This window comes from Acidobacteriota bacterium, from assembly GCA_018268895.1.
Classification (GTDB): Bacteria; Acidobacteriota; Terriglobia; order Terriglobales; family Acidobacteriaceae; genus Edaphobacter.
Map to the genome: position 1 here is coordinate 850,487 of JAFDVP010000001.1, position 23,431 is coordinate 873,917.

At 61.0% G+C, this 23,431-nt stretch carries 14 protein-coding genes; 10 read left to right on the forward strand and 4 right to left on the reverse strand.

From position 1 onward, the window contains the following. Window positions 1-162 precede the first annotated feature (162 nt). The 3 genes from JSS95_03705 to JSS95_03715 all read left to right on the forward strand — a co-directional run bounded on the left by JSS95_03705 (window position 163) and on the right by JSS95_03715 (window position 9,503). Window positions 163-5,148 carry a BCSC C-terminal domain-containing protein gene (locus JSS95_03705; GenBank protein ID MBS1798910.1) on the forward strand — a complete coding sequence of 1,662 codons (4,986 nt, stop codon included), beginning with the start codon at window positions 163-165 and terminating at the stop codon, window positions 5,146-5,148. 277 nt (window positions 5,149-5,425) lie between these two features. Continuing rightward, window positions 5,426-7,414, forward strand: a complete 1,989-nt coding sequence (locus JSS95_03710) for a DUF3857 and transglutaminase domain-containing protein (protein MBS1798911.1) — start codon at window positions 5,426-5,428, stop codon at window positions 7,412-7,414. Window positions 7,415-7,466: 52 nt separating this feature from the next. Next, on the forward strand, window positions 7,467-9,503 hold the full coding sequence (locus JSS95_03715; protein ID MBS1798912.1) for a DUF3857 and transglutaminase domain-containing protein: 2,037 nt from the start codon (window positions 7,467-7,469) through the stop codon (window positions 9,501-9,503). On the opposite strand, the gene JSS95_03720 is transcribed toward JSS95_03715, so the two are convergent. Continuing rightward, window positions 9,463-11,112, reverse strand: a complete 1,650-nt coding sequence (locus JSS95_03720) for a hypothetical protein (GenBank protein ID MBS1798913.1) — start codon at window positions 11,110-11,112, stop codon at window positions 9,463-9,465. The two genes, JSS95_03715 and JSS95_03720, sit on opposite strands and share 41 nt — an antisense overlap. A gap of 248 nt (window positions 11,113-11,360) precedes the next feature. On the opposite strand from JSS95_03720, the gene JSS95_03725 reads away from it, so the two are divergent. Then, a complete protein-coding gene (locus tag JSS95_03725; protein ID MBS1798914.1) occupies window positions 11,361-12,377 on the forward strand; it encodes a flippase-like domain-containing protein in 1,017 nt (338 codons plus the stop codon). Window positions 12,378-12,570: 193 nt separating this feature from the next. Next, a complete protein-coding gene (gene argS / locus JSS95_03730) occupies window positions 12,571-14,574 on the forward strand; it encodes an arginine--tRNA ligase (GenBank protein MBS1798915.1) in 2,004 nt (667 codons plus the stop codon). 62 nt (window positions 14,575-14,636) lie between these two features. Here the strand turns inward: argS and JSS95_03735 are convergent, their stop codons facing one another. Continuing rightward, entirely contained in the window at window positions 14,637-16,193 is a 1,557-nt protein-coding gene (locus JSS95_03735) for a leucyl aminopeptidase (GenBank protein MBS1798916.1), read from the reverse strand. Window positions 16,194-16,398: 205 nt separating this feature from the next. Continuing rightward, the gene (gene smpB / locus JSS95_03740; GenBank protein ID MBS1798917.1) at window positions 16,399-16,941 is read right to left on the reverse strand and encodes an SsrA-binding protein SmpB; all 543 of its coding nucleotides are present in this window, start codon (window positions 16,939-16,941) and stop codon (window positions 16,399-16,401) included. Window positions 16,942-17,344: 403 nt separating this feature from the next. Between smpB and JSS95_03745 the strand changes: the two genes are divergently transcribed. The 4 genes from JSS95_03745 (at window position 17,345) to JSS95_03760 (ending at window position 22,386) form a co-directional block, all read left to right on the forward strand. Further along, a complete protein-coding gene (locus JSS95_03745) occupies window positions 17,345-19,897 on the forward strand; it encodes a type II and III secretion system protein (GenBank protein ID MBS1798918.1) in 2,553 nt (850 codons plus the stop codon). 95 nt (window positions 19,898-19,992) lie between these two features. Next, complete coding sequence (locus JSS95_03750) at window positions 19,993-20,586, forward strand: type II secretion system protein (GenBank protein ID MBS1798919.1); 594 nt, start codon at window positions 19,993-19,995, stop codon at window positions 20,584-20,586. Continuing rightward, window positions 20,580-21,032: a prepilin-type N-terminal cleavage/methylation domain-containing protein gene (locus tag JSS95_03755; protein ID MBS1798920.1), complete on the forward strand. Its 453-nt coding sequence runs from the start codon at window positions 20,580-20,582 to the stop codon at window positions 21,030-21,032. The genes JSS95_03750 and JSS95_03755 overlap by 7 nt, the downstream gene beginning before the upstream one ends. A 160-nt stretch (window positions 21,033-21,192) precedes the next feature. After that, entirely contained in the window at window positions 21,193-22,386 is a 1,194-nt protein-coding gene (locus tag JSS95_03760) for a M48 family metalloprotease (protein ID MBS1798921.1), read from the forward strand. 15 nt (window positions 22,387-22,401) lie between these two features. Here JSS95_03760 and JSS95_03765 read toward each other — a convergent pair whose 3' ends face one another. Then, a complete protein-coding gene (locus JSS95_03765) occupies window positions 22,402-22,809 on the reverse strand; it encodes a cytochrome c (protein MBS1798922.1) in 408 nt (135 codons plus the stop codon). 166 nt (window positions 22,810-22,975) lie between these two features. On the opposite strand from JSS95_03765, the gene queF reads away from it, so the two are divergent. Further along, a complete protein-coding gene (gene queF, locus JSS95_03770) occupies window positions 22,976-23,413 on the forward strand; it encodes an NADPH-dependent 7-cyano-7-deazaguanine reductase QueF (GenBank protein ID MBS1798923.1) in 438 nt (145 codons plus the stop codon). The last annotated feature ends 18 nt before the right edge of the window (window positions 23,414-23,431 follow it).

Genomic DNA, 23,431 nt, shown 5'->3' on the forward strand with positions numbered 1-23,431 from the left:
AGCAGTAAATACAAGAAAAAAAGGTACAAAACCGGAAAAAAGCGGTAAGCTTCATTAGAATACGTGAGCTGTCGGCGGAAGAAATTGTCGATAGAAGTATCCCGGTAAGTGACGAGGCGAATGAGTCCAGTGAGTCCAGGAAGACCGAAAAGCCCAATTCGGATGTTCTGTGCAGCAGCCGTGCTGGGGGCAGGCGTCTTTGTTTCACTGCCGGTGCAACTTCACGCGCAGACCCAATCCGCAGCGACGCAGGCCCTGCTCGATAAGGCCCACGCCCTCGAGGTTCGCGGCCGCATGGACATGGCCTCGCAGACCTGGCAGCAGGTCCTTCTCGCCGACCCGAACAACACCGACGCTCTCGCCGGTCTCGCCCGCGCGGCCAAGATGAGCGGCAACAACAATCTTGCCGGGACATATATAGACCGGCTCCGTGCCATCAATCCCAACGACCCGAACATTCAGCGCATCGAGAACATGGGGTCGCAGCAGAACCAGTCCTCCGCTCTTGCGCAGGCGGGTAAGTTTGCCCAGTCCGGTCAGTATGCGCAGGCGATGGCCATCTATAGAAAGACCTTCGGCGATGCGCCGCCTCCAGGAGACTGGTCTCTCGCCTACTACGAGACCGAAGCCGCGATTCCTGACGACCGTCCCCACGCTATTGCCGGTCTCCGCGCACTCGTTCAGAAGTACCCCAACGACTCGCGCTACCAGATCGCTCTCGGGAGAATCCTGACCTACAATCCGGCGACTCGCGCCGAAGGCCGCCGCTTCCTCGAGAAGCACCCCAACGACCCGCAGGCCGTCGAGGCGCTGCATCAGTCGCTCGTGTGGGACCAGTCCAACCCTGCATCGGCTGCCGATATCCGTGCCTACCTTTCCAAGCACAACGATGCGCAGCTGGCGGATGCGCTCAAAAGGCAGCCGAAGCCCAGCACGGCCGTTCCGCAGACTCCCGAACAGTTAGCCGAAGCTTCAGCCGCTCGCGCCCGCAGCCAGGAAGAGCAGGCTGCCTATGCTGCTCTGAACGCCAAGCGTCTCGACGAGGCTGATACCCGCTTCAAGGCGATCCTTGCCAAGGAGCCGGACAATCCGCGCGCCCTCGCCGGTCTCGGCTATGTCCGTATGCAGCAGGGCAGCTTCGGCGGAGCGATCAGCTTCCTCGAGCAGGCCAAGCAGTATGGCGCACGCGACAGCGGACTCGACAACGCGCTCGAGACCTCGCGCTTCTACAGCACCATGGCCGATGGCCAGACTGCTCTCAACGAGAACGATCTCACCACGGCTGAGCAGAAATATCAGGAGGCGCTCTCTCTCCGTCCCAACAGCTCAGAGGCCCTTGAGGGTCTGGGCGGCACACTGCTCAAGGCGCAGCAGAACGACGCTGCGGTCGATATCTTCGAGCGTTACACCAAGGCCAAGCCCTCGTCATCCGCTGCATGGCGCGGACTCTTCATGGCGCAGTACAACGCCGGCAACGCCCCCGGGGCACTGACGACTGAACGTAAGATCCCCTCCGCCGTTCGGTCGCAGTTGATGAAGGACCCCGACTTCCTGCGCACGCTCGCCTCGGCCTACTCTGCCGTCGGCCGCGATGCCGATGCGCAGCGCGTCCTTAAGAGCGCCCTCGAACTTCCATTCCCCACCGGGGCCAAGGGGCTCAAGGTAGAGACGCAGCTTCAGTACGCCGCCCTTCTTCTGCAGGCGAACCGCCTCGATCAGGCCCAGGCCCTCTATCGGCAGGCCGTTCAGACCGATCTTTCGAACACGCAGGCATGGCAGGGGCTGGTTCGTGTCGAGCACGCGATGAAGCAGGACGATCTCGCCGTGCAGGCGCTGCAAAGCATGCCGCCGTCCAGCTACCAGATGGCGATGCGTGACCCCGGCTTCCAGACGACGGTCGCCTCCATCTATCAGTCGCAGAACAAGCTCGACATTGCCCAGGACATTCTCGAGAAGTCCGTTGCCGCACAGATGCAGGCCGGGCAGAAGCCATCGACCGGCGTTCTGCTTCAACTCGCAGGTATCTATCTCACGCGTAACAATGCGCAGGCCGCCTACCCCATCTATCGCAAAATTCTCGCTGACGATCCCCAGCGCCCCGACGCATGGAAGGGCCTGGTCACCATCCTGCACGCCACCAATCGCGACTCCGAGGCTCTCGCCCAGGTGCAGCAGATTCCGCCCGCGATTCGCCAGCAGTTGGAGAACGATCCCGAGTACCTTCAGGCAGTCGGCGCTGTCTACAACGCGCTCGGCCAGCCGCAGCAGGCGATGGTCTTTATGCAGCGCGTGCAGCAGCACTACGCGATGCAGCACGCCGCTCCTCCGGCAGACATCGATATTCAGGACGCATGGCTTCTCTATAACGGAGGCAACGACGCCGGTCTCTATCGCCAGTTGATGCTCCTCGGCGGACGCGCCGACCTCTCTGACGAGCAGCGCCGCACCGTACAGACCATCTGGTCGAGCTGGGCCGTCCGTCGCGCCAACCAGACGGCTGCCACAGGAAATATCAAGCGCTCGCTGGCAATTCTCAACGCCGCGGCAAAGTCTTTTCCGGATAACCCCGGCGTCCTTCGCGCCCTCGCCTCCGGCTACGCCCGGGCGGGTCAGCCCAAGCAGGCAGTGGTCATCTTTCAGTCGCAGGACATGACTGCGGCCACGGCCTCCGATTACAAATCCGCCGTAGGTGCTGCACTTGCCTCCGGTAACACGAAGGACGCCGAAACCTGGCTCCGGTACGGGCTCGATCAGTATCCGCGCGATGCCGAGATGCTCAATCTCGCCGCACGCTTCGAACAGGCACGCGGTAATAGCGGTCGTGCCGCGGACTACTTTAAGGCATCCCTGGCAGCGCTTCCTCCCGGAGATCCCGGTGCCGAACTCGCCGGCGAACTGAGCCAGCCTGCGCCCGTCCGCGGTCTGCCCAGCGCCGCCCACGCCGCCGACCTTGCCAATCTTCTCGGAGTCTCCGACGGCTCCGATATCGAAGGAGCGCAGGCCCCCTCGAAGCCTTACCTGCCCAGCTACTCCAACTCGTCTGGCCAGGCCCCGGTTCAGAACCCCTATACCGGAAGGTCGAGCGTCGTTCCGTCGTATATGTCGAACCCGGCAGCCCGCAAGCCGAAGAGCAGCGGTTCGCGTCTGGGCGACTACGTGCCAGAGACGGTGGCATCCTCCTCGGCGGCAACCGGCGTCAGCAATCCTCCGGCAGACACGATCGTTGCCATGTCGACGACCTCCTCTGAGGCGGAAGACTTTCAACGCCGGCAGATCGCCCGCCCCACCGAGCAGGCCCAGTCGCAACCCCTGATCTCGGCCCATCCCCAACAGGATAGCTACGGCCCCTACGTTCCTTACGTCGCGACCTCGCCGATGGCTGTTGACATGTCAGCTCCGCAGGCTGCAATCAAGAATCCCGAGTGGGGCTTTACGCCGACGCCGACCACAGTCCAGCTCGGCGATGCGACACCGCATATCGATCCGCCGCAGAAGGAGGTTACCGACGTTCTCCCCGCGGCGCGTTACATGCCCAATGCACGGGTGGGCTCATCGCGTCCTTTGATTGGGCAGAGCAATCCTTCGCAGGCCGGTCTTGAGTCGCTCTCGACGCGCAACGCGCAGTACAACCCGCAGGCCCCCTCGCAGGCGGGAGACAGCTACGGCCAGCAGTATCCCCAGCCTGGCGCCAGCCCGCATATCGGCTCAGCTCGCACACGCCGCTCGACTTCTTCCAGCTCAGCCTCGCAGCGCATCACCTCGCAGCCGCCGCTGAGCTATCCTGGCGTTCAACGTCCGCTTACCGACTCCGGCTATCCGACTCTCACGCCAATGCCATCGCAGGGCGCACCTCCGACCGACGCCGACCTTCTCGCCAAGAACGTCCCTCCACTGCGCGGTTCCTACGATCCCAGCGCCGTGGTTCCAGGCGGCCCGCTCTCGCAGCGTGAGAAGACGGAACAGGACCTCGCCGCTCTCGAAGGCTCCTACTCCGGCTGGATCGGCGGCACCGGCTATGCGCGCTACCGCAGCGGTACGCCCGGCTTCGACCGACTCAGCGACCTTGAAGCTCCCTTTGAGGCCTCAGCCGTTCTTGGCAAGGCGCTTCGCGTCTCTGTTATTCCGCGCGCCGTCTTCCTGGGTTCGGGCGCAGTCAATACCACTGCGTTCCAGAACCAGAACGGCGGCGTCATTCCAGTGCTCGGAACCCTGCCAGGCAACGCCCTGGTCGCACCGTCACAGCAGTTCTCCTCCGGTATCGGCGGCGAGCTCCAGCTCACAACGCAGAACATCGGCCTCTCGGTGGGATACACGCCCTACAACTTCCTCGTCTCCAACGTGATCGGCCACTTCCGCTGGCGTCCTCTGGGTGGCCCCATTACCTTCTATGGTGACCGCGACTCCGTCAAGGATACGCAGCTCTCCTATGCCGGCCTCCGCGATCCCGGCAGCATCACTCCCCTCTACCAGGGCAACATCTGGGGAGGCGTCGTCTCCTCCGGCGGCGGCATTCGCATTGACACCGGCAACGAGCGCGCAGGCTTCTATGCTCAGGTTGGCGGAACGAACATCGACGGCTATCACGTCCTCGAGAACCGGCGCTACGACGGCACCATGGGCGCTTACTTCCTCGTCCATCGCTGGCCCGGTTTCGGCAAGCTCAACATGGGCGCCAACTTCTTCGGCATGCACTACGACCACAACGAGCGCGGCATGACCTACGGCCAGGGCGGATACTTCAGCCCGAAGGCCTACTTCCTCGCCTCGGTGCCGCTTGCCTACGAAGGCAACTACGGAAACAACTTCCACTTCACCATTAATGGGAGCGCGGGCATCCAGACCTTCCAGGAGGAGAGCGCGCCGTTCTATCCGCTGGACCGTCCTCTACAGACCTCTTCGGGGAATGCTTATTACCCGCAGAACAGCAGCACCGGCCTGAACTATGGACTCGACACGGAAGGCGCCTACCGCGTGACCGACCGCTGGTATGTCGGCGGCTTTGTGGTCGCCAACAATACCAGCAACTACAACATGATCTCCGGCGGCTTCTTTGTGCGATACCTCTTCAAATCGCAGATCCCCACGGAGACATCGTCGCGCGGATACTTCCCGCCGAATACTGGTTTCCGTCCGCTGCGCGTCCCGTAGCCTCCATCTGCCGCGGTTGTCATTCCGTAGCGCAGCGGGGGAGCTTGCCCTGAGCGAAGTCGAATGGGAGTCTGCTTTCTTTTGCGCTGCAACAAATGCCTGCGGAAACAGCAGCCTCTTGCGCTGTCCGGTTCTCCCCCGAAGCGGTCATCTATCAACAGATAATTTCGTTGCAACTTGGGGCCATCACGTCGTATAACCACGACACGCAAACAATCTCGCCTCCGGTTATCTACCTTCGACCGCCGGTTTTCTGGGAGTTGCGTGCGAGGCCCTGATGAACTTTCTGTACGACTTGCTGCAAACGGTTCTTCGTCGTTTTTCCGTTTTCGCCCTTCTCTTTCTTCCGGCAACAACATTATTTGCCGCCAAAGACAGCGTCCCCGACTGGGTGAAGACGGCCGCTGCCCAGCAGCTTCCGAAGTACTCTTCCGATACCAACGCCGTTGTCCTGCTCAACGACACCACCTACGCTGTAGCCCCTGACGGCACCGCTGTCGAACGCGTTCGCAGGGTGGTCAAGATCCTCCGCCCCCAGGGTCGAGACGAGGGCCTCGTCTTCGTGCCCTTCGACAATGACCGCAAGATCCATTCGCTGCATGTCTGGAGCATCTCTCCCGACGGCCACGAGTTCGCCCTTAATGACAAGGAGATCGTCGAGTTCGGCTATCCCGGTCAGGGCAATCTGTACAGCGATATGCGCGTTAAGGCTGCGAGACCCGCAGGCCGCGATCCCGGTGGCGTGGTTGCCTATGAGTATGAGCGGAGCGAACGGCCCTATATCGCCGAGACGACCTGGTTCTTTCAGGAGAACATCCCTCGCCTCAGCCAGACCTTCACGCTGGAACTGCCTGCCGGTTTTAGTTACTCCACTGTCTGGGCTCACCACGCTTCCATCAAGGAGTCCGATCTCGAAAACCGGCGCTGGCGCTGGGAGATGAATGGGACCCCGGCGATCGATCTCGAGCGCGTTCTCCATCGCCCGTCCGAACTCGCGCTCGCTGGCCGCATGACCATCCGTTACGCTCCCGCAGGAAAGTCCGCCGATGCAGCGGACGGCTGGAAGAGCATCGGTGAGTGGTATGACGGCCTCTCTCGCAACCGGCTTGCTGCAACGCCTGAGATCGCCGCCAAGGCCAATGAGCTCGCCGCCGGCAAGACCGACTTCTACGACAAGACCGAAGCCATCGCCGAGTTCGTGCAGAAGCAGATCCGCTACTTCGTCATCGAGATGGGTATTGGCGGCTATCAACCGCACTTCGCTGCCGACATCTATCGCAACCGTTACGGCGACTGTAAGGATAAGGCGACGCTTCTGTCGTCGATGCTCTCCACCGTCGGCGTTCATGCTGCGCTTCTCATGGTCGACGATCGCCGCGGCGTCATCGACCCCAAGGCACCGTCCATCGTCGGCAATCACATGGTCACCGCCATTGAGGTCCCCAAGGGCTACGAGTCGAAGAAGCTGCGCAGCGTGGTGACGGCGAAGACAGGCCGCCGTTACCTGGTCTTCGACCCCACCTGGGAGAAGACGCCGTTCGGCCAGTTCGAGCACGAACTACAGGGAAGCTACGGCGTTCTGATGGAGGGCGCGGAAAGCCAGGTCATCGCTCTGCCGGTGCTGTCTCCTGAGCTGAACACGATTCGCCGCACGGCGAGCATGCGCCTTGATTCAGACGGCACCCTCAAGGGAAGTGTCGTCGAACGCCGCTTCGGCGATGTCTCCGACCGTAGACGAAGCTTGTACACTCACGGCGACGCCAAGGAACAGAGCGACTACATCGACCATGCCCTCGAGCAGGACTTCCCTACCTTCAAAGTTTCCGAGATGAAGATCGAGAACGCCGAGGCGCTTAACAAGGACCTGACCAACACCTACACGCTCGACGTCGAGCGCTATGGCCGCTCCATGGGGCAGCTTCTCATGGTGCGTCCGCGCATCCTCGGCAGCGAGGCCCCGGCTGTCGACCACGAACACCGCACTGTCCCCATCGACCTCCGCGAGACCATGCAGGCCACGGATGAGTACAACATCGAATTGCCCTCAGGCTATGCCGTCGATGAACTTCCTGAAGCCGTCAAGCTCGACGTAGGCTTTGCCTCCTACGAGAGCTCCAGCCAGGTCAAAGACAACGTTCTGCACTACACACGCACATACACGGTTCGCGAGGTGACCCTGCCTCCCGAAAAATACCCTGACCTGCAAAAGCTCGCCGGCGTGATCGCGACCGACGAGCAGAGCCGCGCCATCTTCAAAAAGCAATAGACAAGGCTGTTTCCTGCAACAACTCAAAGAAGGATCTACAGAAATGAATGGGATGACTCAACGACTCCTGCGTACAGCGATCGTTCTCTCGCTTGCCTCTCTCTCTTCGCCGCTCGTTCGCGCCGACCAGTGGACGGAGCCGACCAGGGAAGAACTCTCCATGACCTCGCAACCCGAAGTCCCGGGGGCGGCCGCCGTCTACCTCACGCGCGAGGAGACCACCGAAGACAAGCTGCATATGTGGCACGTCTATACGCGCCTGAAAGTCCTCACCGAGAAGGGCAAGGACTACGCCAACGTCGAGCTGAACTACCGTTCCACAAATGGTGGCGGCGGCTACACCGTCTCAGACATCGCGGGGCGCACCATACATCCTGACGGCACCATCATTCCGTTCACAGGCAAGCCCTACGAGAAGCTCATCGAAAAGACCCAGGGCTACGGTGGCTCCAAGTACATGGCGAAGGTCTTCACCATGCCCGATGTAGAGGTGGGCAGCATCATCGAGTACCGCTACACCCTGCGCTACGACGACTACTACTACATCTCTCCCGACTGGTTTATCCAGTCGGAGCTTTACATGCGCAAGGCCCACTATGTCTGGAAGCCTACCAGTGCGACGCTGGTCATCAGGCGCGAGGGAAGGGAACAGCTCAGCAATGGCATTTCCTGGTTTCCCGTGCTCCCCAAAGGGGCCGAGGTCAAGATGACCCGCCTTCCTCCTACCGGAATGGATCGAGACGGCCAACTGATCTTCGATCTCGACGTCCACGACATTCCCCCTTCGCCGAAGGAGGAGTACATGCCGCCTATCCGCAGCTTCAGCTACCGTGTGCTCTTCTTCTACTCTGCGTACCGCTCCGGCGACGAGTTCTGGAAGAGTGAAGCGAAGTACTGGTCCAAGGAGTCGGACAAGTTCATCGGACCGAACGCAAAGGTCACTGCCACGGTTCAGCAGTTGGTGGCTCCCTCCGACACGCAGGACCAGAAGCTCCACAAGATATACAACGAGGTGATGAAGTTCGAAAATACCGACTTCACCCGTACACACGACCGCGCCGAAGACAAGGCTGCAGGACTTCACAACATCCACTCGACTGACGATATCCTCGAGCGCAAGCGTGGCTCCGGCGACCAGTTGGCAGAGCTCTTCGTCGCCATGGCCCGCGCTGCCGGCATGAAGGCGTATCTCTTCTCTGTGACCAATCGCAGCCGCAGTATCTTTACACCCGCGTATCTCAACACGTCGCAACTCGATGACAACATTGCTGTCGTCAACGTCGATGGCAAGGAACAGTTCTTCGATCCCGGCAGCCGCTACTGCCCTTACGGCCATCTCGCGTGGGAGCATACCTTCGCCGGTGGCATCCGACAGACCGACGGGGGGGCGGAGATCAGCCAGAGCCCCGGCGAGCCCTATACCTTCTCGCGCACCGAACGCGTTGCCGATCTCACCATGGACGAGCACGGAGAGGTCACCGGCATCGTCAAATTGACCTTTAAGGGATCGCCCGCTTTGACCTGGCGCAAACGTTCGCTCGAAGGCGACACCACCAGCTTCAACCACGCGCTGCAAACCAACCTTGAGCGCCTGCTGCCCGGCGGGGTCGAGGTCAAAGTCGGAACTATCCAGAACCTCGATGCCTACGAGGAACCTCTCGTCGTCAACTACACCATCAAGGGACCGATCGGCGCGCCGACAGGAAAGCGTCTCTTCCTCCCGTCAGACATCTTCGTGAGCAACCAGAAGGCGACCTTCCCGCACGAGAAGCGCGAGATTGCCGTCAGCTTCGACTACCCGGCCATGACCCTGGATGCGATGCGCATCAAATTGCCTCCATCGATGAAGATCGAATCTGTACCGGCGAAAGACCAGCAGCAGTTTCAAAAGTTCGCTCTATACACGTTTGAACCCCAGTCCACGGCGAACTCGGTGACAGTCCGTCGCAACTTCACCATCGGCGAATTCCTCTTCATGCCTAAGGAGTACCCTGAGCTTCGCGGCTTCTACAACAAGCTCGAAACCAAGGACCAGGAAAACATCATCCTCACGGCTGCGCCGGCTGCGGCTGTTGTCTCCTCAAACTGAGCCGGATGCCGTCTGCCGAACCGCTGTTTGGCAGACGGCACACCTTTACGGAGGCGTTTGAATAGTCGCACGCAAACGATGTCACGGCGCTCTTCTCCAGCACCATCCAATCGACGCCTTTTGGTGCGAGCGCGGCAAACCGGTCTGCATCGCTCTGCCTGCTCAACCCTGTCTGAGCCTCTTGACCTTCTTTCCACTTCTCTGTCAACGCGGGTGTGATCGCAGCCTCTCCTCCATCTTTCGAGTAATCCGGCAGCGCGCTACGCTCCGCAATGGCGCGGAAACATTGCGCGTCTTCGCCTGGCCGGGTAATGTAGTCCGCATCCAGGGCAAACTTCGCGTCCTTCGGCGTGTTCTCACGAATCCACTCGAACGCCTGGACCCAGCCGTTGGTTGTGGTTCCGGCAGTCTGCGTCAGTTCGATATGCGCTGAAGCGGGAAAGGTCTCACGCTCTGCCAGGAACATCAGAGCGCAAAGCGAGCCAAAGGCGGCTGCCCAGCGCAGCTTTCTCATGCCAAGCCGTCGCGCGAGCGCAGCTCCCACAAACAGAATCATCACAACATAGATCAGTTGAAAGACGCGCATCGGTTGCAGGCGCGCTACAAGGTGCGTCGCCAGCCGCTCGCGCGCAAACACCGCTGCAACAATCAAGGCCGCCGAGCCAACGGTTAAGCCCATCCGAGCCAACTCGCGGCGGGCTGTTTCGTTGCGCGCTCTCCACGCCACCGCTCCCAGAATGGCCAACGGAGCAATGGCTCCGGCAAGCTCATACCAGTGCCACTCGCTCAGAAACCAGTAATAGCGTGACATGGCTACAGCGCGGTATGCCGTCTGCTCCGGCGGGGCCACGGTCTGTAGTACGGCTGCTGTAACAAGCGCCGCGATGCCCAGTCCTGCGGCCACCCCCAGGCGCGTTTTGAGGCGCTCGGGTATTGAGACTGCAAGGGCCAGCACGCAAGCAAATCCATAAGCCGCCATCAGAGGATGCGCGAGTGCCGCTGCTGTAAGCGCAACGCCGGCCAGCGCAAGGCTGTCCCACTTCCACCTGCCGGTGTCGCGCGTCGAGCCCAGAAAATCCAGCGCGCCAGCCAAAGCAAACAATGTCAGCGGCGTCGAGAAGCTCCGCGCCGTAACATACGGGTCCATCAGCATCAGGGACGTTCCCGCAACCGGCAGCGTCAGCCACACCGCCAGCAGGGCAACCGCTCCGGTGCGCTCGCGCAGGCTGCGGAAACACCGTCCCGCCAGCAGCCATGCGGCCCATAGCGTTGCCCAAATGCTTATCAAATGTAGCGCCAGCAGCACCGTCTCAAGTTGCAGCCCCGATGTGCGCACCAGCCAGGCCACTGTGGGGGCGAACAGCGAAAAACGAAGGTGCCCCAGTACGAACTCAGGCCCGCTCGCATACAGTGTGGGATCCAGCACGCGCTTTACCCCTGCCAGGTACAGCCCACCATCTTCTGCATAGGGATGAAACCCGTGAACCACCAGCGCCAGCGCCGTCAAACCGGTTATCAGGCCTGCTGCATAAAGTGGCCTCTCGCGCGGCTGTTGTTCTCTTTCCGGCTTCTGTGCCTGGTCCGCTTGAAAAAGTACCGGTGTCGCCAATGAATGTGCTCCTGTCGGGCCATGCAATAGGTGTTCAATGCACGATCGTTTATGCAGCAAGGATCATGCGCAAGAATTTCACAGAACGCTTCAATCTCGGAGCAGATAAACTTCAGTGGTTCACAAAGGTGCAATGACGGTTAAGACGTGGTGCGGGGTCGCTTTGTCTACGTCCAGTACAGGAAAATGTAACGTTACAATGAAAAGGGCTCATGCTCGACCAATTCAATCTCTTTTTCCAGGCTTAGATGACCAAAACCCGCAGTCGCAATCTCTTCAAAACCATCCCGGGTCTTCTCATCAGTGCCTTCTTCCTCTGGTACACCTTCCGCGGCATCTCTTTCGAACAGATACGCTCTCTTCGCCTCTCCCATCCCGGCTGGATCGCCGGGGTTCTCGGCTTTACCTTTGCCAGCTACGCTCTCCGCTGTGTGCGATGGACGCATATGATGCGTTCCACCGGTGCGCGTTTTCCCATCTGCGCCCGGGTCCTGATGACCTCCCTTGCGGCCAACAACATCATGCCCTTCCGCATCGGCGATATCATGCGCGTCTTTACCTACGCCAGCGACCTCGGCGCTTCGCCCTCCGTCATCCTCTCCACCGTCATTCTCGAGAAGCTCCTCGACATCTTCGTTCTCGTTCTGCTCTTCGTCGCCTTCATGGGCAAGGGAGTCAGCCCTCACTCTCGTCTCACCGCTGAAGTCCTTCTCGCTATCTCTTCCGCCGGCCTGCTCATTGTCATCCTGGGCGCGCGTACGCTTGAGCCTATCATTCAGCGCTTTTTCGCCCGTCTTCACAAGAACCCCGGCCAGCCGTCGAAGTTGCACAAGATTGAGCATTGGCTCCTGCTTGCGCTCGACTGTATACGCCAGATCGGTATCGCCGGCTCTTTCTTCCTGCTTATCCAGTCCGCCGTCATATGGGCCTGCGAGGGAATGATCTTTGTCTCCGGCGCTCGCCTCATCGATCTCGCCGTCGACCACATCGGCCCCTGGCAGGCGGTTTCCGTCGCCAATCTCTCCTACCTCATCCCCAGTTCGCCGGGGGCTATCGGTACGTTTGAGTGGGCTGTCAAAACGTCGCTCGTCAGCCACGGCGCCAGCGAGCCCCACGCTGCGCTTTACGGCCTCGCCCTACACGCCTGGCTGCTCATCTCAGTCACCGGAGCGGGAGGAATCATCTTCCTCATCCACCGCATCCGCATCCACAACCACACACCGCTGCTGGAAGAGATCGAAACCCTGCCCGCCGAACTGCCGTAGTGCGGACCCACAATGCAGCTCCGTTGTACGCATTGGCCAGAGGTGTCATTCCGAGCTCAGCGAGGAACCCCCGCATTTTTCCCGCCCCGCCACAAACCCCTGGGTGCCCCATCCTCGCAACGCGAAGGGTGGGATGAACTGTGCCACACTCACGTAAACTAAACACAAACCAACAAGCGGTGAATCCGAAAGCATGTATCGCACAATCCAGCAGTCGCTCACGGCGCGCATCCAGTCCATTCTCGCCACCAAATACGACGTCACCCTCGCGAGCCTCGCCGTCGAGCAGCCGCCCTCCATCGCCCTCGGCGAACTCGCTCTCCCGGTCGCCTTTGAGCTCGCCAAGCGCCTGCGTAAAGCTCCCCGCGCCATCGCGACTGAACTGGCCGCCGAACTCTCCGCACAGCTTCCCGAGGGTATTGCCTCCGTCGAGGTCGCAGGAGCCGGCTACCTCAACATCCGTCTCGACCGCGCCTATATCGCGAAGCACACCGCCGCCGACAAACACGCCGATATCGGCGGCCCCGGCTTCCGCCTCGTCGAACACACCAGCATCAATCCCAACAAGGCCGCGCACATCGGCCATCTGCGCAACGCCATCCTCGGCGACACCTTCCAGCGGCTGCTTCGGCCTGATGGTTACAAGACCGGCTATATGGTCGGCGTACAGAACTACATCGATAACACCGGCGTCCAGGTTGCGGACGTCGTCGTTGGCCTCGTTCATCTCGAAGGCAAAGACCTCGCGAGCACAAAACAGCTCCTCGCCGATCTCGCGGTCAAAGGTGAGCGGATTGATTTCTACTGCTGGGACCTCTACGCCCGCGTCTCGCAGTGGTACACCGCCGATTCCGATCAGGTGGCCGCGCGCAAACAGGTTCGTCTCGACACGCTCCACGCGCTCGAACAAGGTGGTAACGACACCGCCGTCATCGCCGACCTCATTGCTACCGCTGTCCTGCGTCGCCATCTCGAAACCATGGAGCGTCTCGGCATCGAGTACGACTTCCTCCCTCGCGAGAGCGAGATCCTTCACCTGCACTTCTGGGATGCCGCACGCCAGCTCATGATCGAAAAAGGGGTCCTCTACCTCGAAGCCGAAGGCAAGAACAAGGGCTGCTGGGTCATGCGTCGCGCAGGCGCAGAGCAGGAAGAGGGAAGCGACGGTCCAGACGAAGACGCCAAGGTCATCGTCCGCTCCAACGGCACCGTCACCTACGTGGGTAAAGATATCGCCTACCACCTCTGGAAGTTCGGCCTGCTCCCCGGCAAGGATTTCGGCTACAAGAAATTCCACCAGTACCCGAAGCACATGTGCTGGATTTCCACCGGCGGCCCGAGCGATGAAGGCGCCCCTGCCTTCGGTCACGCCGACGCCATCTACAACGTCATCGACTCGCGCCAGAACGACCCGCAGACGCAGGTCGTCCAGGCGCTTCGCGGCATGGGCTTTACCGAAGCCGCCGACCGCTACACGCACTTCTCCTACGAGATGGTCGCGCTCACGCCGCGCTGCGCCATCGAACTTGGCTACCCCATCAGCGAAGAAGACCAGAAGCGCGCCTATATCGAGGTCTCGGGCCGCAAGGGCTTCGGCGTCAAGGCCGACGACCTGCTCGACCGCCTCACCGCCGCGGCGCGCGCCGAGGTCGACACGCGCCACCCCGATCTCGACGACGAGAGCCGCGCCACCATCGCGACGCAGATCGCCGTTGGCTCCCTTCGCTACTTCATGTTGCGCTACACGCGCAACACCGTCATCGCCTTCGACTTCAAGGACGCGTTGAGCTTCGAGGGAGAGACCGGGCCCTACGTGCAGTACGCCATCGTGCGCGCCGCGAACATCTTCCGCAAGGCAGGCACAACGCCCGAGGCATCGCTGGCGGCGGTCGCCGGTCTTGACATCGCTGCCATCCTCAACGGCGGCGAGGGAACCACGCTCTGGGAGACCTGGCTGCTCACTTCGCGTCTCACCACGCTTATAGAGCAGGCCATTACCACCTCAGAGCCTGCTTACATTGCCAAGTACGCCTTCCAGCTCGCGCAGCAGTTCAACAACTTCTACCATCGCCACCACATTCTCAACGAAGAGAACGCGGCAAAGAAGGCCCTCTACCTCGCCACCGCAGCAGTAGCGCAACGCGAGATGACCCGCGCTCTCGGCTATCTTGGCATCGATGCCCCAGAGCGCATGTAGCAGCCGTTGGTTTTTGAATTGTCATTCCGAGCGAATTTGAGTGAGGCTTCGGCGGTTTGCTCCTAAACCGCGTACCGGCGCACCCACTCCACAATCGACCGCACCGCGATCCCGCTCGGCCCCTTCGCCAGCCAGGGCTTCAGCTCCTCGTTCCACGCGCATCCCGCGATGTCGAGATGCACCCACGGCGTCTCTCCCGCAAACTCCTTCAGGAACATTGCCGCCGAGATCGCCCCGCCCCAGCGCGATCCGCCCGTGTTCATAATGTCTGCAATCTGGCTCTTGATCACGTCCTTGTAGTCGTCGGTGCAGGGAAGCCGCCAGAACTTCTCCCCCGAGATCTTCATTCCGGCGCTAAAGCTCTCAAACGCACCCTCGTCGTTCGAGAACAGACCGGCATTGATCATTCCCAGTGCTACGACGCAGGCCCCGGTCAGAGTGGCGGCGTTGATCAGGTGCGTACATCCCAGCGTCTTCGCATAGTGCAGCCCGTCGGCGAGAACCAGTCTGCCCTCGGCGTCGGTGTTGAGCACTTCGATCGTCTTGCCCGACATCGCCGTCAGCACATCGCCCGGCTTGTATGCCCGGCCACCCGGCATGTTCTCCGCCGAGCACACGATGCCGATCACCTTCACCGCGGGCTTCAGTTGTGCAACCGCTCGCATGGCCCCAATCATCGCGGCAGCCCCGGCCATGTCGTACTTCATCTTCTCCATGCCGTCGGCGGGTTTGATCGAGATGCCGCCCGTGTCGAACGTAATCCCTTTCCCCACCAGCCCAAGCACAGGAGCGTTCTTCGGCAGCGTCTTTCCCTTCTCCAGCTTCGGTTCGTAGGTCATCACCACCAGCGCCGGTGGTTCATAAGACCCCTTCGCCACGGCGTGGAACGCGCCCATGCCCAGCTCAAGCAGCTTCTCCGTTGAGTACACCTCGCACTTCAACCCGGCCTCGCTGCACATCGCCTTCGCCCGCTTGCCAAGCTCTGTCGGAGTCAGCACGTTGCTGGGCTCGTTCACCAGCGCACGCGCAAAGTTCTGCGCACCGGCGACAATCCGCCCCTCTTCAAACCCCGTCTGAATCTCTTTCTTCGTCGTGTCCTCAGATTCCCGCGCAACCAGCGTCAGCGTCTGCACGGAGCGGTCCACGCGGTCGCTGCGATAGGTGTCCCAGTCCAGCTCACCCACCTCCGCGCCTTCAACAATCGAGCGGCTCGTCAGCACACAGGGCAGGTTTTCCAGATGCTCGTCATCCAGGGCGTGATCTTCGGGGAAGGCGATCGCCATCTCACGCACGCCCCGCGGCTTGGCGGCGCGCACTGCAGTGCCCGCGCCTTTGCGTACCTCGTCCACGGAGAGCGTCTTCGCCTTGCCCAGACCCACAACCAGCAGCCGCTCTGCTTTTAGTCCATTGGGCGAGTGCACCAGCAGTTGTTCGCCCAGCGTGGCTTTGAACTCACCCGACGCCAGCACCGCAGCCACTGCATTGCTGATAGCGTCCGAAGTTGTCAGCAGGGCTACAAGAGGGTCGGCATCCTTGCCGATTGCCACATCCACCGCGAACACCGCGAGCATCGGCGTTGCCAGACCCGCCGGATCCTGAAATAAGAGCTTCGTCTCCATGCCAATATCCTAGCGCGACTTAGTCAAGGAAGCCTACAACCGAAGCGTTATCCATCGATGACGCATCCATCGATAGGCCACAATAGAACGATTCATCCACAGTCAAATGGGCAAACAATTCTCGGGTGCCCCATCCTTCGCAGCCTCATCGCGAAGGTGGGATGAATGAATCCGGCCGCGCCGGACTTGTGGCTCTAAGAGGGCCCTACCGCCGCTGACTCCGCGCCACGGCTGCCCTGGCCTCTTTGTCCGCCTCGCGCCTCCGCTCCGTCTCGCGCTTGTCCCAGTCCTGCTTGCCCTTCGCCAGCGCAAGCTCGCACTTCACGCGGCCGTTACGGAAATAAAGCCGTGTCGGAATCAGCGTGAAGCCCTTCTGTCGCGTCAGTGCCTCGAGCTTCCGAACCTCCTGCCTGTGCAGCAGCAGCTTCCGCGTCCGCAGCGACTCATGGTTCATCGAGTTTCCATGCGAGAACGGCCCGATGTGCGCATTCAGCAGAAAGCACTCGCCGTCCTTCAGTAGCCCATAGGAGTCCTTCAGATTCGCCTTGCCCTCGCGAATCGACTTTACCTCGGTCCCCCGCAGCGCCACCCCCGCCTCAAACCTGTCTGTCAGGAAGTAGTTATGGCTCGCCGCCCGGTTTTGCGCGGCGTCTCTCTGGCCCGCTGCAACCGGGTCGCGGTCCTTTGGCTTGGCCGTCGCGGCCTTCGGCTGGTAGGCGGCTGTCGGATTGGAAAGCGAACGAGGCATGAATCTTCTACTTTAACACGCAGATAGAGCTGCCAAGCCGGGGGTCCCATATCGGCAGTCTTATCGTCAGATGTGGAATCATTCGCGCAAAGCGCGAACCTTGCTCCCACCCTCAACCTTGTTATTCCGGGCGAAGTCGAGGAACCTGCATTTTTTACAGGAGGCCGGGTGCCCCATCCTTCGCGATTTTGCGAAGGGTGGGATGGAACCTCTCCCGATCAGCAGACTTCCGCAGCCCGGAACCTCATAACCCAAACGTGGCAAATCCCCAGCCTCACCCATCCCTCAATTCCACGTCTAACCCCATAGAACAGCAAGCAAAAACCCTCGTCTGGCGGCAGTCGCCAGGGCAGGGATGACCCAAAAGCCTCACCCCTTCCGACCGAGGTAAACGTTGCACCAGATGCTATACTCACCCGAGCGCGACAGCCTGACAGGCGCCGCTTCCACAGGCAGTTTTTGTAGCGCTGGTCTGGCATCGGTCTCCGGCGCACGGCTCGCTCTTGATCAATTAAAGGAAGCAGATAGAAGCAGAATGGGTCGCGGCAAGACAATAATTCTCTCGAAGCTGGCCACACACACCGCTAAGACGCTTACGGCAACAGCGGCGTTCGCTGCCATCGTGCCTGTACTCCTCATCTCCGGCGGTTCTTCCGTCGCGCACGCTCAGTCCGCGGGCAAGTGGTACAAAAAAGGCGTCGACGCCGAGGCGCACCAGGACTGGGACGCCGCCTACGAGGACTACCGTCAGGCCAACCTCAAGAAGCCCAAGGACCTCCGCTACAAGGCGCACCTTGAGACCACACGCTTCCAGGCAGCTGTCTCGCACGTCGACCGCGGCCGCGTCCTCCGCCAGAACGGCGACCTCAACGGCGCCTTCAACGAGTTCACCCGCGCCATCCAGATCGATCCAGGCAACCAGTCCGCGCAGCAGGAGCTCGACCAGGTGCAGAAGGAGCTTGCGGCTCCTCCCACTCCACCCCCCAACCCGGGCCTGCCCCAGATGGCCGGTCAGGACGTCGTCTCCCGCGACCTCGCCACCGTCGCCGGCCCCATCGAGCTCAAGCCCGTCTCCAACGCGCCGCTCACCCTGCACATGGTTGAAGACGTCAAGAACATCTACCAGGCCATCGGCAAGATGGCCGGCCTCAACGTCATCTTCGACCCCGACTACACCTCCAAGCGCATCCCCGTCGACCTCACCAACGTCTCGCTTAGCGACGCTCTGCGCATCGTCGGAACCATTGCCGGGACCTTCTACAAGCCCGTCACCCCCAACACGATCTTTGTCGCGCAGAACAACCGCACCAAGCGCAGCGACCTCGACGAGTACGCCGTCCAGACCTTCTACCTCACCAACGCCTCCGGTCAGGCCGACGCCAACGAAGTCCTCACCGCGATCCGCAACGTGCTCGATCCCAGCACCAAGATCACACTCGTTCCTTCACAGAACGCCATCATTGTGCGCGCTACGCCGGACCAGCTTCTTCTCGCACAGAAGATCATCGCCGACGTCGACCGCGCCCGCCCTGAAGTCGTCGTCGACGTCGCCATCCTGCAGGTCAACCGCGACAAGGTCCGCAATCTCGGCATCACGCTGCCGCAGTCGATCACCATCACCCCGCAGGCTTCATCCAACAGCACGTCGAGCAGTTCCAGCAGTTCAAGCAGCTCCAACAACAATTCGACAACCCCGTCCAACTTCACGCTCAACTCACTGGCCAACATCAACGCTACCAACTTCGCGGTCTCCATCCCCGGCGCCACGCTCAACGCTCTGCTATCGTCTTCGGACACGCGCATTCTGCAGAACCCGCGTATCCGCGCCACCGACGGTCAGCGCGCCAATCTCAAGATCGGCCAGAAGATTCCCATCGCCACCGGCAGTTATAACGCCGGCGTTTCCACCGGAGTCGCCAGCATTGGTGTGCAAACGCAGTTCACCTACCTCGACGTAGGCGTCCAGATCGACATCACCCCCACCGTTCACTACGACCGCGAGGTCACACTCAAGACCCATTTGGAAGTCTCCTCTCAGCAAGGGTCCGTCACCATCTCCAACGTCACTCAGCCCATCATCGGCCAGAACGTCGTTGAGCAGACCATTCAGCTTAAGGAAGGCGAGCCCTCGATCCTCGCCGGACTCGTCAGCAAATCTGACAACCGCAGCACCGCCGGGACACCCGGCCTGGGAGAGTTGCCCTTCTTCAAGTACTTCTTCGCGACCAACAACAAAGAGGTGCAGGATAACGAGATCATCTTCCTGATCATCCCGCACATCGTCCGCGAATCCGTGCTTACCCGCGCCAACACCCGCGCCATCGATACCGGCACTGGTCAGGCGATCGAGCTTCGTCAGGACCCGACTCTCGCCGATCTTGGTACCGCTGTCACGCCGGGTCGTCAGGCGCAGATCGGTCAGGCCACCTCGGCAGCCAACGCCGCCGCCGCCGCCGCTCTCCAGATGAAGCAGCAGGCGCAACCGGTTGCGCCGCCGCCAGCCTCGCAGACACCGAACCCGGCTACGGCGCAGCCCGCCGGTCCTCCGATCAGCCTCTCCGTCACCCCGCCATCAGGCGATCAAGCTGTAGGCAGCACCTTCCAGGTTGCTGTCACGGCTGCGAATGCGCGCGATCTCTACGCCGTGCCGATCCAGCTCCAGTTCAACCCGGCAGTGCTCCAGCTCGTCAACGTCGATGCCGGCGACCTGCTCGCGCGTGACGGACAAGCCGTCTCCATCGTCCATCGTGATGAGGGCAACGGTCTGGTGACCATCTCCACGTCGCGTCCTCCCAATGTAGCGGGAGTCAACGGGCAGGGAAGCGTCGCCACTCTCACCTTCAAGGCCATCGCAGCGGGCGACTCCAACCTCGCACTCGTCAAGGTTGGGGCCCGCTCCAGCACGCAGGCCAATCTGCCCGCCGTAGGCTCGCAGACTCTGGTGCATGTCAAGTGATTGCGCAGTCCAACCCGGTTTTCCGCTTGTCTCCTCCGAACGGGCACGAATGGGTGCCCCATCTTCGCCGCGGTTTTATCGCGGCTAAGGTGGGCATTCGAGCAAAGCTCGAACCATCTCGCACCGCGCGGAAGTCCGAACAGCTTCTAGGGACGCCAAGCCTTCAGGCTTGGCCTTCTCTTCATGCAGAGACGGAAGGGGCTTCGGCCCCTGGGGTATGTTTTTGCCGTCCGACCAACGTCACAAACCCCGAAGCCGGCCTCACCCTCGTCGAACTGATCATTGTCGTGGCCATCCTCTCCATCCTCGCAACAGCAGCCGTCCCCATCGTCCGCTTTCAGGTACGCCGCGAGAAGGAGCGTGAGCTGCGCCGCGACCTCTGGGAGATGCGCGCCGCCATCGACCGTTATAAAGATGCCGCCGACAAAGGCGCCTTCCAGATTAAGGCCGACTCCATCGGCTATCCCCCCGACCTCCAGACCCTGGTCGACGGAGTCGACGTTCAAGGCAAGAAAGTCCGCTTCCTTCGCAAGATTCCAACCGACCCCATGACCGGCACGAACGAATGGAGCCTGCGCTCCAATCAGGACGACCCCGACTCCGACTCCTTCGGCGGCCAGAACGTCTTCGACGTCCACTCCAAGAGCCTCGGCACAGCCCTCGACGGAACAAAGTACGCGACATGGTGAACAAAGCCACAAACCGGGTGCCCCATCTTCGCCGCGTAGCGGCTAAGGTGGGTTTGCAGGATGCTGAGCACGGCTTTACTCTCATCGAGCTGATGATCGTCATGGTCATCATCGGCCTGCTCGCGGCCATCGCCGTCCCGATGTACGTCCAGAGCGTCCGCCACGCCCGTGAGGCCGTTCTCAAAGAAGACCTCCGCACCATGCGCTCCGCCATCGACTCCTATACCGTCGACAAGCAGAAGGCCCCGCAGTCCCTCGACGATCTCGTCCAGGCAGGCTACCTCAAAGCCATGCCGCTCGATCCCTTCACCCACCGCACCGACACCTGGGTCCCCTCCCAGGACGACACCCTCCAGTCCCTCGACCAGACTGAACCCGGCATCACCGACGTCCACTCCGGTGCCCAGGGGGTAGCCGGTGACGGCACCTCCTACTCCGCCTGGTAAGGCATGCAAGGCGCATGTCATTTGTTTGTCATTCCGTAGAGTTAGCGGAGGGATCTGCATTCAGTATCCTTGCGCCGCTCCTTGTCCAGCACGACTTTTCAAGCGCATACTACGTCTATATAAGACGAGCCTGTAGGCCCAACCTTTAAGGAGACAAACTATGCGTAGCGCGACGCAACTAGGTCTGGCAGCCATCCTTGCCTTGTCTGTTGTCTCCTGGGCGCAGACTCCGTCCTCGACGCCTCCGGCATCCCCGTCGCAGCCTACGGCTGCCCCCGGCGCCGGCGACAACAACAACGGCCCCGCCTCCGGCTCCGACGGCAAGAAGGACAAAGATGCCGCCCTTGACCACAAGGAAAAGGCCCCCAAGCCCAAAGCCGACTCGCTTCCGTCCCCCGGCGAGAACCTCGACCCCCACATCAAGAAGGGAAGTGAGGACGACGTCGACGCCATCGGTACCCGCAACATCGGTGGCCGCGGTCTCGGCAACTGGTACTCGACCGACTCCGAGATTCGCATGGGCAAGCAATACTCCATGGAGATTGAGAAGTCCGCGCACATGGTCACCGATCCGGTCATCGTCGAGTACGTCAACCGCGTCGGCCAGAACATCGTCAAGAACTCCGACTGCAAGGTTCCCTTCACCATCAAGATCATCGACTCCGACGAGATTAATGCGATGGCACTGCCCGGAGGCTTCTTCTATGTCAACTCGGGCCTCATCCTCGCTGCCGACGAAGAAGCGGAGCTCGCCGGTGTCATGGCCCACGAGACCGCGCACGTCTGCGCCCATCACGCCGCCCGCCAGATGACGAAGATGAACATGGCGCAGATCGGCTCCATCCCGCTCATCATCTTCACCTCGGGCACATGGACCGGCTACGGTATCTACGAGGCCACGCAACTCGCGATCCCCATCGCCTTCCTCAAGTTTTCGCGCGCCGACGAGGCCGAGGCCGACTGGCTCGGTCTCCAGTACATGTACAAGACCGGCTACGACCCGCAGGCCTTCATCCAGTTCTTTGAGAAACTCGACGCTCTCGAGAAGCACAAGCCGGGCACTCTCGCCAAGGTCTTCAGCGACCACCCGCAGACCCCGGACCGTATCAACAAGTCTGAAGACGAGATCGCCACCATCATGCCTGCACGGCCCGACTACATCGTCTCGACCTCCGAGTTCGACGACGTCAAGGCGCGCCTCGCCCGCATCGAAAACAAGCGCAAGCTCAACGACAAAGGCAAGGACGGCAAGCCCACCCTGCGTCGCGTAGGCGGAGGCAACAACGATCCCTCCAACCCCAACAACCCATCGAGCACCGGCGACGATCGTCCAACGCTGGGCCGCCGCGATTAGGCTTGCTCACGAGCGTCATTTCTTCGCAAACGACCGCAGCAGCACAACCATGTTCCACACATCCTCGTCCTTCGCGCGCGCGACATCTTCGGCCGGCATCTGGCCCTTGCCATTCCTGATGATGTAGAACATCTCGCCATCGGTTATGTCCTTGAGAGTTGCCGGGTCGGTATAGTCCTTCATCTTCAGCTTCATATCGGCGACAGCATCACCTTTCCCATCACCGTTTGCCCCGTGGCAGAGGGCACACTCATAGCCGTAGATCTTCTTCGCGCGGGCCAACGACTCAGGCGTTGGCTTAACCGGGTTCACCATGCGCGCCGCTTCAGCCGGAATCGCTGTCGGCGTCGGTGCAGGGACAGGAGCGGGTTGTTGTGGAGAATATGCGAGAAGCAGCGTACAGCAGAAAAAAGGCTTCAGCACACGAGCCCCCTTGTTTGCCGGGCAAAATCTTATGCCTCCCCTGCTCCAAATAGGAAGCATTTTCTTTATCCGGGAATCTTCCTTGGCCAGAATAGGGGGCGTCTTCGCCGTGCAGCGGCTAAGATGGGTTTGCAGGATTCCTAACCGTACCCGATAAAATAGAGCTATGCCCAAGCAGGAAAAAGCTCCCAAAAAGACCACCGGCTACACCGACGATCACGCCGCCTCCGGCCTCGATACAAAGTTCCCGGAGATCGAAACCTGGCCCAATCAGTTCAAGGCCTACGAGATCCTCATCGACGACCCGGAGTTCACCAGTGTCTGCCCCAAGACCGGGCTTCCTGACTTTGGCAGGCTCACCATCCGCTACATGCCCGGCAAGCGCTGCATGGAGCTGAAGAGTCTCAAGGAATATCTCTTCACCTACCGCAACCTCGGCATATTCCAGGAGAACATCGTCAACCAGGTCCTCGACGACGTCGTCAAAGCCACCGACCCCGAATGGGCGCTCGTCGTCGGCGACTTCCGTCCCCGCGGCGGAATCTCGACCATCGTCGAAGCCTTCTACCCACGCCCTAAAAACTCCAAGGGGCCTCGTGGTTAGCTCTACCTGTTGAATTTG

Coding starts and splice junctions, on each gene's coding strand:
- JSS95_03715 (MBS1798912.1), top strand. CDS start 7,467: ATGACTCAACGACTCCTGCGTACAGCGATCGTTCTCTCGCTTGCCTCT.
- JSS95_03710 (MBS1798911.1), top strand. CDS start 5,426: ATGAACTTTCTGTACGACTTGCTGCAAACGGTTCTTCGTCGTTTTTCC.
- JSS95_03705 (MBS1798910.1), top strand. CDS start 163: ATGTTCTGTGCAGCAGCCGTGCTGGGGGCAGGCGTCTTTGTTTCACTG.
- JSS95_03755 (MBS1798920.1), top strand. CDS start 20,580: ATGGTGAACAAAGCCACAAACCGGGTGCCCCATCTTCGCCGCGTAGCG.
- JSS95_03745 (MBS1798918.1), top strand. CDS start 17,345: ATGCTATACTCACCCGAGCGCGACAGCCTGACAGGCGCCGCTTCCACA.
- JSS95_03760 (MBS1798921.1), top strand. CDS start 21,193: ATGCGTAGCGCGACGCAACTAGGTCTGGCAGCCATCCTTGCCTTGTCT.
- JSS95_03735 (MBS1798916.1), bottom strand. CDS start 16,193: ATGGAGACGAAGCTCTTATTTCAGGATCCGGCGGGTCTGGCAACGCCG.
- JSS95_03725 (MBS1798914.1), top strand. CDS start 11,361: ATGACCAAAACCCGCAGTCGCAATCTCTTCAAAACCATCCCGGGTCTT.
- argS (MBS1798915.1), top strand. CDS start 12,571: ATGTATCGCACAATCCAGCAGTCGCTCACGGCGCGCATCCAGTCCATT.
- smpB (MBS1798917.1), bottom strand. CDS start 16,941: ATGCCTCGTTCGCTTTCCAATCCGACAGCCGCCTACCAGCCGAAGGCC.
- queF (MBS1798923.1), top strand. CDS start 22,976: ATGCCCAAGCAGGAAAAAGCTCCCAAAAAGACCACCGGCTACACCGAC.